Source organism: Pseudoalteromonas sp. G5_S1_54_S4 (genome assembly GCF_054968565.1).
In genome coordinates, this window is sequence record NZ_JBQKUL010000066.1 from 1 (window position 1) to 15,886 (window position 15,886).

At 40.9% G+C, this 15,886-nt stretch carries 13 protein-coding genes; 7 read left to right on the top strand and 6 right to left on the bottom strand.

Annotation, left to right across the window (positions count from 1 at the left end):
- Positions 1 to 285 (bottom strand): response regulator (locus ACTRWE_RS17625; RefSeq protein WP_462880412.1); only part of this gene is annotated, 285 nt, incomplete at its 3' end.
- A 227-nt stretch (positions 286 to 512) separates the two neighbouring features.
- Between ACTRWE_RS17625 and nosR the strand changes: the two genes are divergently transcribed.
- A complete protein-coding gene (nosR, locus tag ACTRWE_RS17630; RefSeq protein ID WP_462880413.1) occupies positions 513 to 1,850 on the top strand; it encodes a response regulator c-di-GMP phosphodiesterase, NosR family in 1,338 nt (445 codons plus the stop codon).
- A gap of 78 nt (positions 1,851 to 1,928) precedes the next feature.
- Positions 1,929 to 2,948 (top strand): ferrochelatase, encoded by a 1,020-nt coding sequence (gene hemH / locus ACTRWE_RS17635; protein ID WP_016899101.1) that lies wholly within the window; start codon positions 1,929 to 1,931, stop codon positions 2,946 to 2,948.
- 143 nt (positions 2,949 to 3,091) lie between these two features.
- Here the strand turns inward: hemH and ACTRWE_RS17640 are convergent, their stop codons facing one another.
- Positions 3,092 to 4,249 carry a benzoate/H(+) symporter BenE family transporter gene (locus ACTRWE_RS17640; protein ID WP_016899100.1) on the bottom strand — a complete coding sequence of 386 codons (1,158 nt, stop codon included), beginning with the start codon at positions 4,247 to 4,249 and terminating at the stop codon, positions 3,092 to 3,094.
- 369 nt (positions 4,250 to 4,618) lie between these two features.
- Here ACTRWE_RS17640 and ACTRWE_RS17645 point away from each other — a divergent pair, with 369 nt between their 5' ends.
- Both ACTRWE_RS17645 and ACTRWE_RS17650 read left to right on the top strand, forming a co-directional pair.
- On the top strand, positions 4,619 to 5,332 hold the full coding sequence (locus ACTRWE_RS17645; protein ID WP_016899099.1) for a hypothetical protein: 714 nt from the start codon (positions 4,619 to 4,621) through the stop codon (positions 5,330 to 5,332).
- 72 nt (positions 5,333 to 5,404) lie between these two features.
- Positions 5,405 to 6,148, top strand: coding sequence for a zinc-dependent metalloprotease family protein (locus tag ACTRWE_RS17650; RefSeq protein ID WP_016899098.1), 744 nt, complete (start codon positions 5,405 to 5,407; stop codon positions 6,146 to 6,148).
- Between the two features lie 119 nt (positions 6,149 to 6,267).
- Here ACTRWE_RS17650 and ACTRWE_RS17655 read toward each other — a convergent pair whose 3' ends face one another.
- A complete protein-coding gene (locus ACTRWE_RS17655) occupies positions 6,268 to 7,488 on the bottom strand; it encodes an alkaline phosphatase family protein (protein ID WP_016899097.1) in 1,221 nt (406 codons plus the stop codon).
- A gap of 150 nt (positions 7,489 to 7,638) precedes the next feature.
- Here ACTRWE_RS17655 and dgt point away from each other — a divergent pair, with 150 nt between their 5' ends.
- The 3 genes from dgt (at position 7,639) to ACTRWE_RS17670 (ending at position 11,680) form a co-directional block, all read left to right on the top strand.
- Positions 7,639 to 9,102, top strand: a complete 1,464-nt coding sequence (dgt, locus tag ACTRWE_RS17660) for a dGTPase (protein WP_016899096.1) — start codon at positions 7,639 to 7,641, stop codon at positions 9,100 to 9,102.
- 79 nt (positions 9,103 to 9,181) lie between these two features.
- Complete coding sequence (locus ACTRWE_RS17665; RefSeq protein ID WP_016899095.1) at positions 9,182 to 10,663, top strand: hypothetical protein; 1,482 nt, start codon at positions 9,182 to 9,184, stop codon at positions 10,661 to 10,663.
- Positions 10,664 to 10,825: 162 nt separating this feature from the next.
- Positions 10,826 to 11,680, top strand: coding sequence for a substrate-binding periplasmic protein (locus ACTRWE_RS17670; protein ID WP_016899094.1), 855 nt, complete (start codon positions 10,826 to 10,828; stop codon positions 11,678 to 11,680).
- A 920-nt stretch (positions 11,681 to 12,600) separates the two neighbouring features.
- Here ACTRWE_RS17670 and ACTRWE_RS17675 read toward each other — a convergent pair.
- From ACTRWE_RS17675 to ACTRWE_RS17685, 3 genes are all read right to left on the bottom strand, one after another.
- On the bottom strand, positions 12,601 to 13,806 hold the full coding sequence (locus tag ACTRWE_RS17675; protein ID WP_016899093.1) for a type II toxin-antitoxin system HipA family toxin: 1,206 nt from the start codon (positions 13,804 to 13,806) through the stop codon (positions 12,601 to 12,603).
- Entirely contained in the window at positions 13,796 to 14,095 is a 300-nt protein-coding gene (locus tag ACTRWE_RS17680; protein ID WP_004589614.1) for a helix-turn-helix domain-containing protein, read from the bottom strand. Before ACTRWE_RS17680 ends, ACTRWE_RS17675 begins: the two co-directional genes overlap by 11 nt.
- 457 nt (positions 14,096 to 14,552) lie before the next feature.
- Complete coding sequence (locus ACTRWE_RS17685; RefSeq protein ID WP_350655061.1) at positions 14,553 to 15,650, bottom strand: Fic family protein; 1,098 nt, start codon at positions 15,648 to 15,650, stop codon at positions 14,553 to 14,555.
- Positions 15,651 to 15,886 lie beyond the last annotated feature (236 nt).

Consider the following 15,886-nt stretch of genomic DNA (forward strand, 5'->3'; position numbering starts at 1 on the left):
GGAGTTAACCAATGCCTGTGCCTCGGGTTGAATGTCAGCGCTAATTACAATAACAATGGTTTTTTTATGTTTATTATGCAGTTCATTAAGCACCTCATAACCATTCATTTGTGGCATTTGTAAATCTAAAAATAACACCTCAGCTAAACCATTATTAACTGCCTCCAGAGCCTCAACGCCATTCTTAGCCTCGTGCACGATTACATCCCAATCAACAGGGAGCACCCTGCGAATGGTTTTTCTAGACAACATTGAATCATCTGCAATTGTTATTGGTATTGCCATTGAGCTCTCACATAGACTAAAAAAATTACTTTAAAATATAGATGCTCTTTATATTTTGCGCAAAAGTATAGCTGTGTAATAGCCAAATTATAACAACGTAAATTACACCGTTTTGCGAATATTTTTACTCAAAAAATCTATTAAAATAAATGATTTCTATTAAAAGAGTTGTTTACTTACAACCCTTAGACTAAATTTAAACATAAACTTTTTACTGGCATTTCGTGATGCAAGAATTAGACGGAATAAAAAAACTCAATCAACAGCCGCCGAGCATTTTATGCCTGGATGATGAGGCTAATGTACTCAAATCTTTAGTACGACTTTTACGCCAGTATAAATTTGATGTGAGTGTTTCAACCAGTGGCCATGATGCACTTGAAAAAATGCAAAAAAAACAGTTTGATGTCGTAATTAGCGACATGCGTATGCCACAAATGAGTGGGGCTGAATTTTTAGCTAAAGCAAGACAAATCGCTCCCGATACCCAGCGTATTTTGTTAACTGGTTTTTCAGATCTAGAGTCAACAATTAGTGCGGTTAATGAAGGAGGCATTCACGCCTACGTGCAAAAGCCTTGGCAAAACGATCACTTAATTAGCGTTATCCAATCAGGCGTCGAAAAGTTTAGACTCAAAAAGCAAAATGAGATTTTACAGCGCCATGTAAATCAGCAAAATGAACAATTAAAAGAGCTTAATAGTAATTTAGAGCAACTTGTCGACAAGCGGACAAAACAAATTAGAAGTGTACTAAAAAAACTAGAAGTCGCTAATGAAAGTGAAAAAAGAGAGCATCAATCGACTGTTGAACTGCTTTATAATTTTATCAATGCAAACCCCTATCTCGATGGTAAAAGAGCAGAGAATATAGCCGGCACATGCACTCAAATAGCGCGTTACCTTAATATTTCTCAAAAAAGTATTACGCTTGCGCCTATTGCTGGGTACTTAGCTCAAGTTGGTTTACTTGCTATGGACCCTGAGCTTTACAACAAACCTATTAACGAGCTCAATGAGGTTCAAAGAAAAACGTTTTACACCCACCCGAGTATTTCACAATTAATGCTCATGCCTGCTACTCACTTAAGTGATGTTTCTGATGCAATTTATCATCAATTCGAACGCTACAACGGCCAAGGAATACCCAAAGGACTTGCTAAAAACGATATCCCCATTGGGGCTATGGTGCTCAGCGTTGCTCGTGATTATTGGGAGCATTATGAGCAAAGCGACCCATTATTAACTACAAAAATGCGCCATGAGGTTGCACTTAATAATATTAAGCTTGGCAGTGACAGCTTATATCACCCAAAAATAGTAAAATCGCTTGAGGCAAGTCATGCACAGCTTATGGTCTCAGACACGTCTATTGGTTCAATAAAGGTGATGAGCGCACAAGAACTCGAAGAAAATATGATATTGGCAAACTCACTGCACAGCCATACAGGTATTATGCTTTTGCCTAAAGGACATATTTTCAATACGAAATCGATTGTTAAGCTACAACAACTCGAAGCCAAAAAACCGACCCCATTTAGAATTATGGTTAAAATGGCTAAATGATTGATCTAAAATACTCTTTTATTCGTTATACTAAGCCTAAATAGATACCTCTAAATCCATTGCTTGAAGGAGCACAACGTGTCGCGATTTTCTGCCGTTACCGACAATCCCCACGACGGGCGTTTTAACCAAAAAACGGGAATACTTCTGACCAACTTAGGTAGCCCCGATGCCCCAACAGCAAGTGCATTGCGTATTTACTTACGTGAGTTTTTGTCAGATCCGCGTATTGTAGAAATACCACGTATAGTGTGGATGATAATTCTCCATGGCATCATTTTGCGTATCCGCCCAAAACGCTCAGCTAAATTGTATAAAAGCATATGGACTGAAAATGGCTCGCCACTGACCCACATTACACGCCAACAAAGCATTAAATTAAATGCCTTATTAAAACAGCACGGCTATACCAACACCGAAGTGGTTATGGCGATGCGCTATGGTAATCCATCAATCGAAGCGGGCCTTGAAGAGCTCAGAGATAAAGGCTTAACCCGCATTATTGTGTTACCACTTTACCCACAATATTCAAGTCCAACCACAGGCTCAACATTTGATGCCGTGGCAAATGTATTAAAAAAATGGCGCTGGGTGCCTGAGCTACACTTTGTAAATGGGTATCACAAAAACCCAACCTACCTAGAGTCGCTTGCTAACAGCATTAGCGAAGATTTAGAAAAACACGGCATGCCACAAAAAATGGTGTTTTCATATCACGGCATGCCTAAACAGTTTTTAGATAATGGCGACCCCTATCACTGCCTATGCCAACAAACCACCCGCTTAGTGGTAGAAAAGCTAGGCCTAGATAAAGACAAAGTGATCACCACTTTCCAAAGCCGTTTTGGTAAAGCTGAATGGTTAAAACCTTACACAGATGCAACTCTTGAGAGCTTACCTGGCGAAGGAATTAAAGATGTGGCTATTATCAGCCCTGCCTTTAGCGCCGACTGCCTAGAAACACTTGAAGAACTGGAAGGTGAAAACCGAGAGATTTTTGAAGAAGCCGGCGGCGAAAAATACCGTTATATAGCAGCGCTTAACGACCGTGACGATCACATAGACGCCATGTTTGATGTGTTAAAGCCAATGCTATAAAAACGGGAAGAGCAGCGGTTAGATTTTAGCTGTCAGCGATCAGCAAGAGATTAGCCAAGTGCGGTGATCGACTGTAGGCGTGAGTTTACCTCGCGCGCACAGTACCAAACCCGTTGCTCGATCCTAACACCTAAAAGCTGCTCTTAGCTCTTACGTGTCACCATTAACGTGAGTGCTCCTGCTATTATCCCCCAGCATGCAGAGCCGACTGACCATAATGTTAAATCAGAAGCCGTAACTAAAAAGGTAATAATGGCCGCCTCTGTATATTCAGGACTGTGCAAAGACTGCTGCAAACTATTAGCGATGGTGCCAAACAAAGCAATACCCGCTAACGCCAATACCAGTGCTTGCGGCAGGCTTGCTACAATCGCCACTAGCATTGCAGCACACAGCGCCATAATAATGTAAAACACCCCACCAGCAATACTCGCCCAATAGCGCTTATCGGGGTTTTTATCGGCCTCTTCGCTCATACAAATAGCAGCCGTAATGGCCGCTAAATTAATTGAATAAGTGCCAAATGGCGCGGTTACTAAATTTATTAACCCGGTCACAGTTAATGACGATGATATTGGCGCTTTATAGTTATGCGCTTTTAAAATTGCAAACCCAGGTAAGTTTTGTGAAGTCATAGTTACTATATACAAAGGAATACTAATACTTATAAATGCCTGCAAACTAAAGTTTGGTGCAATATAAGCAAAGCTGCTTGCCTGCCAATGCACGGTGCTAGTATCGATATTTCCCATATACCAGGCTAAAAATATACCCGCTAACAATACACTTAGCATTGCAAACCGAGCAAAAAAGCGCTTGCCAATAAAGTACACCACCACCATTAAACCAATCACCAATGGCAAGTCGTTCATAAAGTTAAACACATCAATACCAAATGTGACTAATACCCCCGCTAACATAGCACAGGCCAGTTCACTGGGAATACGGTTCATGATTTTTTCAAACCAACCGGTAATGCCAGATACCAATACCAATAAGGCTGATAGCATAAATGCGCCTATCGCTTCATGTAAACTGTAGCCCTGGGCACTTGAGATCAGTAATGCTGCACCGGTAGTCGACCATGCAATTAAAATGGGCACCTTATAATAAAACGACAGCACAATAGACGTACCGCCCATTACTAGCCCCAGCATTAATATCCAGCTTGCCACAAGTTCAGGTGTACCACCTAAGGTGATCACCACTTGATAAATCAATGCAATAGAACTTGAAAAACCAATAATGACCGCAACAAGTCCTGCCATAATTCGACTAAGTAACTGATCAGTCCCTGCCATAATTCCCTCTTTTAATAGGTGTTTAACGATACAACATACTTTGCCTATTTATACTTTGCAATTAGCCCTTTGAATAATGAAAAATGATCACGTTACTAAAAAATTTTATTGGTCAGTTTTACTTGTCAAAATCGGTGTGATTAAAAAAACACACACGTACCCAAAAACATGCCACAGGGTGCGCCATTACTACAAAAAAGCCATCCTATTAAACCAAAAAAGTATACCTAAAAAAGGTAAAGCAAATATTTACAATAAGTTATAAAAAAAGAAATTACCACTTTATGATTACAATTTAAATTTGATCTAATTCTTTTTTTAAGATAAAACTTAACAATTAGTTCACCATTTAACCTAAAAGAGAAACAGATGAAACGTTACATTGTTTTAACTATCGCTATTCCTTTGTCTGTATTTGCCTTGTATACGCTGCTTAATGATCAGAAAAAAACCGATGAGGTAGAAGCGCCCATTGCTATTGATATCGTTCCTGTTGATTCTGAGTTTGCAAAAAAAACACATAACCCATCGCCCATTGATATGAGTAAAGACCCTATTGCAGCAAAACCCGCTAACATTGAATCAAACGTACCTTCAAGCTCATTTGACGCAATTAATAAACCTTCAGCAAAGGCTAAAGAAATACTTAAAGCGGCAAAAGTACTGCCTACCGATTTACAAAATGAAGCCTACATAGAATTTGATCTAGCGGCGCTAAAAACCCTCAAAACGGGTGATAATTTTGACCTTGCAATACCGCAAACCGCAGAAACCTACAGCGCTGAAATAACCAATGTTACCCATGCCAGTAACGGCGATAAAAGCATTGTTGGTCAGGTTATTGGGGCCAATGGCGCAATGCACACCACCATATTAACCGTTGGCAATGATGCGGTTTACGGTCAATTTACAGCCCCAAGTGGTAATTATGTTTTTGAAAGTAAAGGTCAATATGGCTGGATTGCAGCTAAGCGTGACCTATATAAAACACATATAGAGCATCAGGTTGGTGAACCTGCACCAAAAAATGCGGATGACATAGACCCATTTGCACCTCGTGCTGAAAACACGCCCTCTTTTTAAACAAACCTGTCAACGCAGGCAACAAGACCTAGCAGTAAACACTGCAATCGTAAAAAGTAAGGAAATACAACAATGAAAAAAGTAATTTCAACAGCCGCTATTGCAACGGCGCTATGTGCGGCCAGCACAGTGTCAGCAGAAACCATTGATATCGGTATTTTATATACCGATCAATCTGCAGCAGCTACCAGTAATATCAATACCAAAATTAATCAGCTTATTGCTTTTAGTAACCAGGTATACAGCCAAAATGGCGTTGACATTACGCTACGTTTAGTTGGGACTCAAAATTTAGGTGACTATGCAGTAACCCCTTCTGAAGATTGGTTAAATGCAGTCACAAATAGTAGTTACGTAGTTGGTTTACGCAATGATTGGAAAGCCGACATGGTTGCCGTACTGGGTACAGGCCAAAGTGCAGGTAACGGTTTAATTTCATGTGGCTTAGCATGGGTTGGCCAAGGCACAAATGGTAATTTATACAGCTCAATGAGCAGCCGCATGTACTCAATCACCGCAATCGATTGTGGAGCCACAACCTTTGTTCATGAGCTTGGTCATAACCAAGGTTTAGCGCATTCACGTAAGCAAGGCGATACAGCCGGTGGTGTATACGTTGATGGTATGGGGCACGGTGTACAAAATGAATTTGCCAGTATTATGGCCTACCCATTTGTATTTGGCAGTGCAACGCAGTACGACTATTTCTCAAACCCTAACTGGAGCGTAAACGGTATTCCATTTGGGGTGACCAATCAGTCGTACGCCATTCGTACCGTTACCGACACAAAAACCAGTATCGCTAACTTTAAATAAGCTCAATGCTGAATAATAAATGTATTCTCAAAATTCAGCTTAAATAACAATATCAGCATGGGTAAATTACCCATGCTAACCAATTAAGTTTCCCTTGCGGAGCGCCTCGGCGCTCTTTTTTAATGATTAATCATTTTCTGTTGTATGGCAGGGAGTAAGGTTTCACCATCGCTATCCACTTTACTCATTAGCTTTAAACCCATCACCTTAGCAAGCACAGGGTAAATATCTAAATTATTCACTCGCTCAATGCTCACCCCTTTTTTAAACGCCGGCCCGGTAGCAATAAATGTTGCTGCCATATCATCGGTATAGGCATAGCCATGCGTCCCTAAGTAAGGCACTTTCGCACTATTGCTAAATACCGCAGGCGCTGTTGTTTGTACCACAATATCGCCCACACGAGTGCCTTTATTATAGTGATATCCTGCAAGCTGCTCCTCTGTTAGTACCGTGTAGCGTCCTTTTGCTGCATGTTGTAAACGGGCTTTATAAGCCTCAACATCTGCATTTTTAGCATCGCTTTTAGTATAAATAAGTAATCGAGGACCGGTATTAACAACCATAAAATTATCATCTTTAGGTAAGCTGCTCACAACAATGCTCTGCTCAGGCTCAACTTGTGCCATACCATGATCAGACACAATCACCAGATTTACCTCTTGCTCTAACTTACTCAAACGGGTTTTTAATTGCCCCATCAGCGCATCTAGCTGTTTAACGGCATCACGCGTTTGCACCGCATCAGGGCCATATTCATGCCCCATGCTATCCACTAACGAAAAATAACTCGCCACAAAACGTGGGCGCTGTGCTTTAGGTAAGCTTAACCATTGAATGATTTGATCAATTCGGTCTTGGTAGTCACCTTGTTTAGAGTAGTGAAAGTAATAGTCAGGCGTCATACCATTAAAGCGCGCATCCGACTCAGGCCAAAAGTATACCGCCGATTTAAGCCCATGCATTTTAACTAAATTCCACAGTGGTGTGCCGCGTACCCAGGTACTGTCTTTTTGTCCTTTCCCCATGCTGTAGCATTCATTATTGCGCGCTTTGTCACAAAACTTATTATCTACAATGCCATGGTTAACTGGCAGTAAACCGGTGATCACCGAAATATGATTTGGAAACGTTTTAGTAGGATAAACAGGCTGCATTTTTTGCGCTCTTACGCCTTGCTCACCCATTGCTTTTAAATTAGGCGCACCGTGCTTTTCAATGTAATCCCAACGCAAGCCATCAATAGAGATCATAACAACCGTTTGCTCTTTAGCGGCAAACGCACTATTCACACCCAATAAAAGGCAAAAACACATTACCTTAGTGATCCACAACTTCATTTTAAATACCTAGATGTATGTTAATTTTATAAAAAATAATACTAAAGCAAGTTGTTACTTTATGATACATGCTGATAAATTAAAGCAAACTATTAAAAATAAATAATCGTGCGTTTAATAAGTGTTTAATTCACATAAAAAAGGATTACCATGATCAACTTCAGTAGCAAAGTAACCCCTGCACGTATGCAGCGCACCACTGCCAATTTACAAATGGCGCTTGAGAGCGATCGTGGCCGAATTATTAATAGTGCAGCCATTCGTCGGCTGCAACAAAAAACCCAAGTATTTCCGCTGGAGCGCAACGCGGCTGTGCGTTCGCGCCTAACTCACTCATTAGAAGTTCAGCAAGTTGGCCGCTTTATTGTGCAGCGCATCTTTGCCAATTTAAATTACCAGCAACAAAAAGAATATGGTTTATCAGGTTTAGAGCGCCCACTAGAAACCCTAGTAGAAATGGCCTGCCTAATGCACGATATAGGTAACCCGCCGTTTGGTCACTTTGGCGAAGCGGCTATTAATAATTGGTTTAATGCTAATTTAGCCAGCATTACGCCTGAGCGTTGCCAAACAACAAACAGCAGCATTGGCGTTATTTTTAAACATTTAGCCCAAGATATTTGTAGCTTTGAAGGCAACGCTCAAGGCATACGCATTATTCACTCTTTGCTGAGCCTAAATTTAACCTATAGCCAAACTGCCGCTATTTTAAAGTACACCCGTCCGGCTAGTTTAGCGAAGCAAGATATTCCTCAAAATAAAAACTACATTATGAAAAAAGTGGGGTATTACTACAGTGAAAAAAGCTTTGTTGAAGCACTGCAAACTGAGCTGAAAATGGAGCCCTATTGCCGTCACCCTGCCAGTTATATTATGGAAGCCGCTGACGATATTTCTTATTGCCTTGCCGACATAGAAGACGCCGTAGAAAAAGATATTATCACCACACAGTTATTATGCGAGCAACTAAAAAAGCAGTATCAAAAAGCATTAATTAACCTCGCTCTTAACGACACTCAACACCAAAGCTTTGTGGACGACGCTATAAACTACGCCATAGAACGGGCACAAGCACAGCCCTTTAATTTTAATAGTGAGTTTTTTATTTATTTACGCGTGTCATTACTGCACCCGCTAGTAAACCATGCCGCAAAACGCTTTATTGAAAATATAGAGCCAATTTATCATGGCGACTTTAACCATGCATTATTAGAAGATCGCAGCTACCTGCATGCAGCAACCCAAGCGCTCAAACAAGTCGCGCTTGAGCATGTATTTTCGCATAAAGAAGTCGAAAAACTCGAACTGCAAGGCTACCGTATTATTAATGGCCTACTCGATTGTTATAAACCTTTGCTGCTTTTGAGTAGCGATGACTTTAAACGTGCATTGCATGGCGACAACCGCTTATTAATAGAATCGAGACTCGTTAAAAAGCTCTCTAAAAAGCATTTAAGTAGCTATCAGCATGCCATAAATGCGATGCAAGAAGAGCCCGATCATTTTGCCGCCTATGAATTTTATTATCGCTGTCGGTTAATTCAAGACTACATTAGCGGTATGACCGACCAATTTGCTTACGACGAGTACCGAAGCTTAATGGTAATTGACTAATTAACGCTAGGCGCTTCTAGATAATTTTTCACTTTACGCTTAAGATTAGGGCATTGATGCTTAACCACTTTTGAGTTTTATGAAACCGTTACTGAGTTGCTTACTTTTTTGTTTTACTTTGTTTTATAGTGCCAGCAGTACCGCTTATAACGAAGCTATGTGTATTCTTATAAAACAAGAAATGCAGCAACAAAGCAATAATAAAGCCAGCCGTAAATACCGTAATGCTGCGCGAGACTTTGAAAAAAACTGCAGTGATCCGCAAGCGGCACGCACTTTGCCAGTACCAAAGCCTAAACCGCAACCGGTTATTGAACAATCGACCCCGGAGGTTGTAAAACCACAACAAACAGAACCCACTTTACAGCCAACGTTGCCAGACGCTGCAACTGAGCAAAGTGCAACTCCACCCCAAAATAATGTAATCGAACAAAGCGCCACTCAAACTATAGAGCAAGCTAAAAAAAATGCCCCAGTAGCATCAACCACAACAGCACCTGGTGAGTCACAAGTCAATGTAACAGCAGCGGCTGAACAAAGCGGCGCTTCTGAAAAAAATGCACAGCCCAGCAAAATACCGGCCAGTGAATTATCAAACACTGAGGAAAATACGCAACCAGAGGTAAAAAAAGCCACCGTTGAGCCTACACAAACCGCCGTACCTATCACTATAAAAGCCAGCGAGCAAACAGCCGTTATTGCCTCTTCAATGCCCAAAGGGGCTAATATAATCTCGCTAGTATTACCAAGTGTGGCACTATTGTTAATTGTGGTAATTACGGTTGTGGTATTAATGCGCCTGCGCAATATTAAGCAAAATAAACAAGCGGCTGATACTGGCATACCATTGCAAATGCCCCAAAGTCACGACAATGATCAAACTCACAGTGTTGTTACTGAGCCGATGGTGACTGGCTCTGTTCTGCAAAACCCAGCCGTCGAAAGCAAGGGTAAAGAGCCTGATTCTAGTCGAGTTAATACAGTGAAAATAAAGCCGGAGACTAACACGGCAGAGTTTGAAGCAGCTGCTAAAGCAACCTTAGAGCGGATAAAAAATGCAACAGAGTTTGCCGAGCCACAAGTAAGAGATTTTGACCCCGAAGCCAAACAAACCAAAATTCAGCGTAATCCTATAAATCAGCCAATCAAAAAGGTACAACAAGAAGCGCCTATAAAGCCTTCACACAGCGCACCTGAACCCATTGTACCCCATCAGCCACAAGCTGATTTCCATCCTGCAAAAACGCAGCGTTCATCATTAAGCTCAACCACTGAACACGACTTTAAAGAGCCAGAAGTACGCACTTTCGATCCCGACGCGCCACTACCAACTAAAAAAATAAAAGTAATGCCTGAGCAAGTAAAGATTGCCCCTGAAGAGCCAAGTAAGCCCGATAACTCACCACAAAGCAGCAATCCATTTGCTAATTTATCGCTTGATGAAAGCTGGGATCCAAATTCACCACAAAAACCAAAAATAGAAGAAAAAAAACGTGCGCCTAAATCACAAGCACTCATCGATGCAGAAGAACGCGCAAAAAACATGCAAACAAAAGAATAACGCGGTAACATAAAAATACTTAAAATAAGTCTGTAAAGCGACGGTATAGCCCTTAAGCCTACATTCAGTTAACGCCTTTAAAATAGCCTGTTTTTTAAGCAGCGCTCAAAGCCGCTTTATATCCAAATAGGGTATATTTAATAGAAGGAGAGACTTATACACATGCATGTTATGTTATCAGCTAAATTAAGATACCGTATTTATATCGCATCTTTTTTGCTGATGGCTTTTACCAGTCATTACACGCACGCAATTGAAGCAATACAACCCTCAAGCAAAGCGCCTAATCACCATGCTACTTTAAATATAAGTACAGGCGAATGGCCGCCTTTTTTAAGTGAATCGCTGCCTCACAAAGGCGTGGTTGCGCATTTAATTACCGATATATTTGCACAAGCTAACATTAAAGTTAACTTTACCTTTTTACCGTGGCCGCGTGCTTACCACGACACCATTAATGATAAATACGCAGCCACTGCCGTATGGATGTTTGAACAACAACGTACTGAGGATTATTTTTACAGTGAGCCAGTGCTAAACGAGCGTTTTGTATTTTTTTATCATAAACAACGCCCTTTTGATTGGCAAAATATAAACGATTTAAAAGGCTTACTACTCGGTGGTGGGCTTGCCTACAGTTACGGCAAAGACTTTGATAAAGCAGCCGATGAAGGCTTATTCGATATGTCGCGAGTAAGTACCACAGAGCAAAACTTTAAACGCTTAGCTATGGGCAGAATCGACGCCTTTGCCGAAGAACAAAGCGTTGGCTATCACATATTAGCAGGGCAAAAACCGACAATAAAAAATGGCATTGTGCACCACCCAAGGCCACTATTAATCAATAAAAGCTTTGTGATGTTCCCTAAAAATAACCCACGCAGTGAACAGCGGCTTGAAATATTTAACCAGCAATTACTTAAATTTAAACAAAACGGCCGTTATCAAGCCTACTTTGATGCGTTAGATAATGGCGCTTATCAACCCACAAATAGCGCCCTGGCGACTAACCTGTAGGCAGGGCTTTATGCAGCGCGTTTTATGTTTGGAACGCGAGTTTCGGGCTACGAGCTAGGTTTTAGGTTCTAGTGTTTGTACAAGCTCGCTACTCGTCGCTCGAAGCCCGTTGTCTTCTCATTTACCCTCATTCGCTTCTCTGTGGTTATATATTTTTTAAGTGATTTATGCACCACAGAGATTATGAGGCGCTGCGCTTTTAGAGAAAATAAAAAAGCCAAATATTATTCTGTAGCAGCGATTTTATATCGCGTATTTATAGGCATTTGCATTTTACCCGCGCCTCGTCGCTCGAAGCCCATTGTCTTCTCTGTGTTCAAATAGTTTTTAAGTGATTTATTCACAAAGAGGTTATGAGGCGCTGCGCTTTTAGAGAAAATAAAAAAGCCAAATATTATTCTGTAGCAGCGATTTTATATCGCGTCAGATTAAGCCTAAATAAATATTTACCACCGAGGACACAGAGCTCACAGAGAAATGCTTTAAAAATACCAATCCACCTCTGTGCAGCGCAAAGCGCCTCGGGAACCTCTGTGGTGCAAAAATTGTTTTTAGCAGAAAATGTCTTTCGTAGCAGCAATTTTATATCGCGTGGGGTTAAAAATTATGAAGTAAACAAACGCGGGGTAAACCCGCTGCTACCAGTTTGATGTTCCACTTTCTCATTTACTCCTCATTTTCTTCTCTGTGTTCAAATAGGGTTTAGTAAATTATTCAGAAAGAGGGCAAAGAGACGCTGCGCTAAAAGAGTAGGCTCTAGGTTCAAGGCTGATATCAGGCTGTTTGTAAAGCTCGCTGCTCGTCACTCGAAGCCCGCAGCCCGCTGCCTTCTCATTCCCGCTTTGTGGTTCATATAAGCGCCAATTAATAAATGACTACTTAATCAGTCATTAAACCACTAATGACTGCTTTATTAGCCTTTAACTTATAGAGGGTATTACGCTTTCTAAGCGTTTTATGTCAATATCACTGATATTAGCAAAACGTTTAAAGTGCGCTGGCCACTGGCGAGTATAGCTCTCAACCTCGGCAATTATTTTTGTTGCTTGAGCCTTGTTGAGGCCGAAGCGTTTGGCTTGCGACAGTAAATTATCGATACTAGCATATCGGCCATCATCACCAAGCCCTATGCCATGCTGCTTTGAGTTATTAATAGGGGTAATATCATAAGCGGGGCTCATACGCCACGTTTGCCCTGAAAAGTGATACAAAAATGCATGATTTCGGCTGTGATCATCAGTATTACCAATAAATACGTTAAATACCATTCGCTTGTAGAGCTCAGTAGCATCAGCAGCGAACTCACCTGTGTGGTGGCGAATAAATTCAGCCAGTTCACCGTAGCTATAGTATGTTGCTAAGTCGCTTATCGCGACTTTTGGTTTTTGTAATAAGCTATTGGCGCTTAAAAAGTGATGATTTGGTAAGTCATCGCTTACATCAAAACGCTCAACTAACAGAACATCACCATTTTCTGTTTCATGAATACGGGTATTTGCAGTGCGAATCCCCAATTCATTAGCCATACACATAGCGCCATGCTCAGCCCTAGCTAAATTAAACAAATCGTCTTGACGATTAAACTTTGCCAAATAAAGTTTTTCGTCAATTTTCACAGAGGTTTTAGGTCTTGCTCCCCCCATACTTTGACCAAATTCAAAGGCTTTTTTTGCTTCTTGTGAAATCGCTTTATTGGCGAGTAAATCGTCCTTTGCTTGATCTAACAAGGCTAAATCGGCTAGTGTATTTTTATTCGCTTTATGTTTTGATGCGCTGCGCGACAAACTAAATACCAAGGCGCCAACACCATACCCAGACCCTGCGAGTAAAAATTCTAGCTCATTTTTTGGCTTGGTATTATGTAGCGACAGTATAAGCTTACGCCCCCACGAATCAGCTCCTGCATCACTTAACACCCCAAACACACCTTTATTGGCAGAATAACTAACGATGCCAGGCTGTAATGGTAAATGCAGCGGATCGAGCGCAAACGCATCAGAGCGCGCAAGGTAACTTTTACCATAATTAAACTCACCTCGGCCTGTTTGTGTATTTAACTTAAAAAAACCACAAATTATGGGGCTGTCTTCTAAACCGTCAATAAATACATAAGCTTCAGAAGTCATCGTTAATCACCTGAGTTTTATTGCTTTTACGCTGTCTTGCATTATAACCGCCCACATCTGCGGCAAGCTCGTTAATTTCATCCAGTAATGAGCCTTGCAATTGAAGTACAACAAGGGCTTCAAACAATATATCGCTTTTTACTACCTCCCCTTGCTCAAGCTTTTGTACCGTGGAGCGAGATACACCAATCATCTTAGCGAACGTGCTCTGGGTATAAAGTAAAGTACGATGCTGGCGAATTAAATCACCCAATCGACGCGCCAGCTTTAATGCTTGTTCAGATCTCATAAATGACTACCTAATCGGTCATTAATATACTAATGATTAGTTTAACGGTATTTAATATGATTGCAATATTATTTAAATAGATACGAAATGAGCATCGAGCTTATAGCGCCTAGTACCTTTTGTATTGCCTCTTCAGCGCAGCGCCTCATAACCTCTTTTTGAATAAATCACTTCAAACCATATTTGCACAAAGAGAAGTGAATAAGGGTAAATGAGAAGACAAAAGATTCGGGTAACGAGCCGCGAGCGACGGGCAGATAACACAACCTAGCGCTTTTTATCAACGTAGACGTGCAGCTTGCTGACGCGAAAAGCACCGCTTTTAAATTAGGTTACTTTCACGCCATTATTCGCCTCAAAAAATGAGGCGAATATCATACTTAATTGCCTCACTGTGTGTCATCGTGTTGAAATAGTAGGGCTTTGAATTACAAAAAAAGCTTTAAGCTTTTTAAAGTCATTTGGCTATTTTATAACGAGTACTGCGACCGCCCGCTGAGGTTTTCTTTATATAATCCAGTGTTTGTAAATCTGATAAATGACGCGTCGCCGTCGCGCGACTTACCTTAGCCACTTTTTGATACTGACTTGCACTGATACCCTGCTCAAATTGGCCATCAAGTAATTTATTAAGCACTTTTACTTGTTGCTCATTTAGTCTAGTTTGATCTTTTTTAAACCAATAATTAGTTTTAGAGACAGTTTGCTCAATATTCTTCAGGGTAGATTCAATTGCTTTATTGAGCGTATTTAAAAACCAGGTAATCCACTGTGTAATGCACAAATCACCACGCTGTGTTGCCTCTAAGACCTCGTAATAGCCTTTTCTATCTTCTAAAATTGCCACCGACATCGCATAGAACCGTATCGACTCTTTATGCTCTTGAGCAAGCGCTAAATCTGTAATAAGACGCGTAATACGCCCGTTACCATCTTCAAGCGGGTGTAGGGTAACAAACCACAAATGAGCAATAGCAGCACGAATAAAAGGGTCTGCATGTCGATCATTATAACCTGCATTAAACCAATTAAAAAAAACAGAGAGTTCGTTTTCGATAACATCTCTTGGTGGAGCAGTAAAATGTAATACGGGTCTATCTAATCGCCCTGATACAACTTGCATTGGCTCGTTGCCACGTAATTGACCGCCCGCTATTTGAGTAAATAATCCTTGTTCACCTGCAAACAATAAACGATGCCAATTCAACACACGTTCTAACTCAAGCGGTGTATCGGTGTTATTAATTGCATCCAACATGATCTCTGCAAGATTATCGCTTTGCACTGTGGTTGGATAAGGCTGCTCATCAATGTGGAGTTTTTTAGCTAGTGACGAACGTACCGAAAACGCATTGAGTTTTTCACCTTCAATTGCGCTTGAATGAATAATATTAGCCAATAAAGTATCAAGTGCTTGCTGTTTTTGCTGCGTACTTTGCCCATCCATGCGACCAACCAGCACACCTTGGTTAAAACAAAGCTCTCTCAATAACGGCGCAAGCTGTTTTTCATCCCACGTAAAGTTCGGCCAATCTTGTTGTTGCCATATCCACATAAGCGTTTGCCCTAAAATAAATTAGTTACAGTCTACGCCATATAATCGCCTCATACAATGAGGCAATTAAGACACTTAATTGCCTCATTGTATGAGTTTGTGGACTTGTGCAAACCCTAGCGCCCTTTACCATTAACTTAGAGCGTTTGACCTTTCGTTTCAGCGCAGCGTCTCTTAATCTCTTTGTGAATAAATCACTTAAAACCATATATGCACAAAGAGAAGTCAGCGGGTTT

Bases quoted from the DNA above. Each gene is read 5' to 3' on its own strand.
- ACTRWE_RS17640 (WP_016899100.1), bottom strand. From the start codon at position 4,249: ATGGCAGGGACTGATCAGTTACTTAGTCGAATTATGGCAGGACTTGTT.
- nosR (WP_462880413.1), top strand. From the start codon at position 513: ATGCAAGAATTAGACGGAATAAAAAAACTCAATCAACAGCCGCCGAGC.
- ACTRWE_RS17645 (WP_016899099.1), top strand. From the start codon at position 4,619: ATGAAACGTTACATTGTTTTAACTATCGCTATTCCTTTGTCTGTATTT.
- ACTRWE_RS17650 (WP_016899098.1), top strand. From the start codon at position 5,405: ATGAAAAAAGTAATTTCAACAGCCGCTATTGCAACGGCGCTATGTGCG.
- ACTRWE_RS17670 (WP_016899094.1), top strand. From the start codon at position 10,826: ATGCATGTTATGTTATCAGCTAAATTAAGATACCGTATTTATATCGCA.
- dgt (WP_016899096.1), top strand. From the start codon at position 7,639: ATGATCAACTTCAGTAGCAAAGTAACCCCTGCACGTATGCAGCGCACC.
- ACTRWE_RS17685 (WP_350655061.1), bottom strand. From the start codon at position 15,650: ATGTGGATATGGCAACAACAAGATTGGCCGAACTTTACGTGGGATGAA.
- ACTRWE_RS17665 (WP_016899095.1), top strand. From the start codon at position 9,182: ATGAAACCGTTACTGAGTTGCTTACTTTTTTGTTTTACTTTGTTTTAT.
- ACTRWE_RS17680 (WP_004589614.1), bottom strand. From the start codon at position 14,095: ATGAGATCTGAACAAGCATTAAAGCTGGCGCGTCGATTGGGTGATTTA.
- ACTRWE_RS17655 (WP_016899097.1), bottom strand. From the start codon at position 7,488: ATGAAGTTGTGGATCACTAAGGTAATGTGTTTTTGCCTTTTATTGGGT.
- ACTRWE_RS17675 (WP_016899093.1), bottom strand. From the start codon at position 13,806: ATGACTTCTGAAGCTTATGTATTTATTGACGGTTTAGAAGACAGCCCC.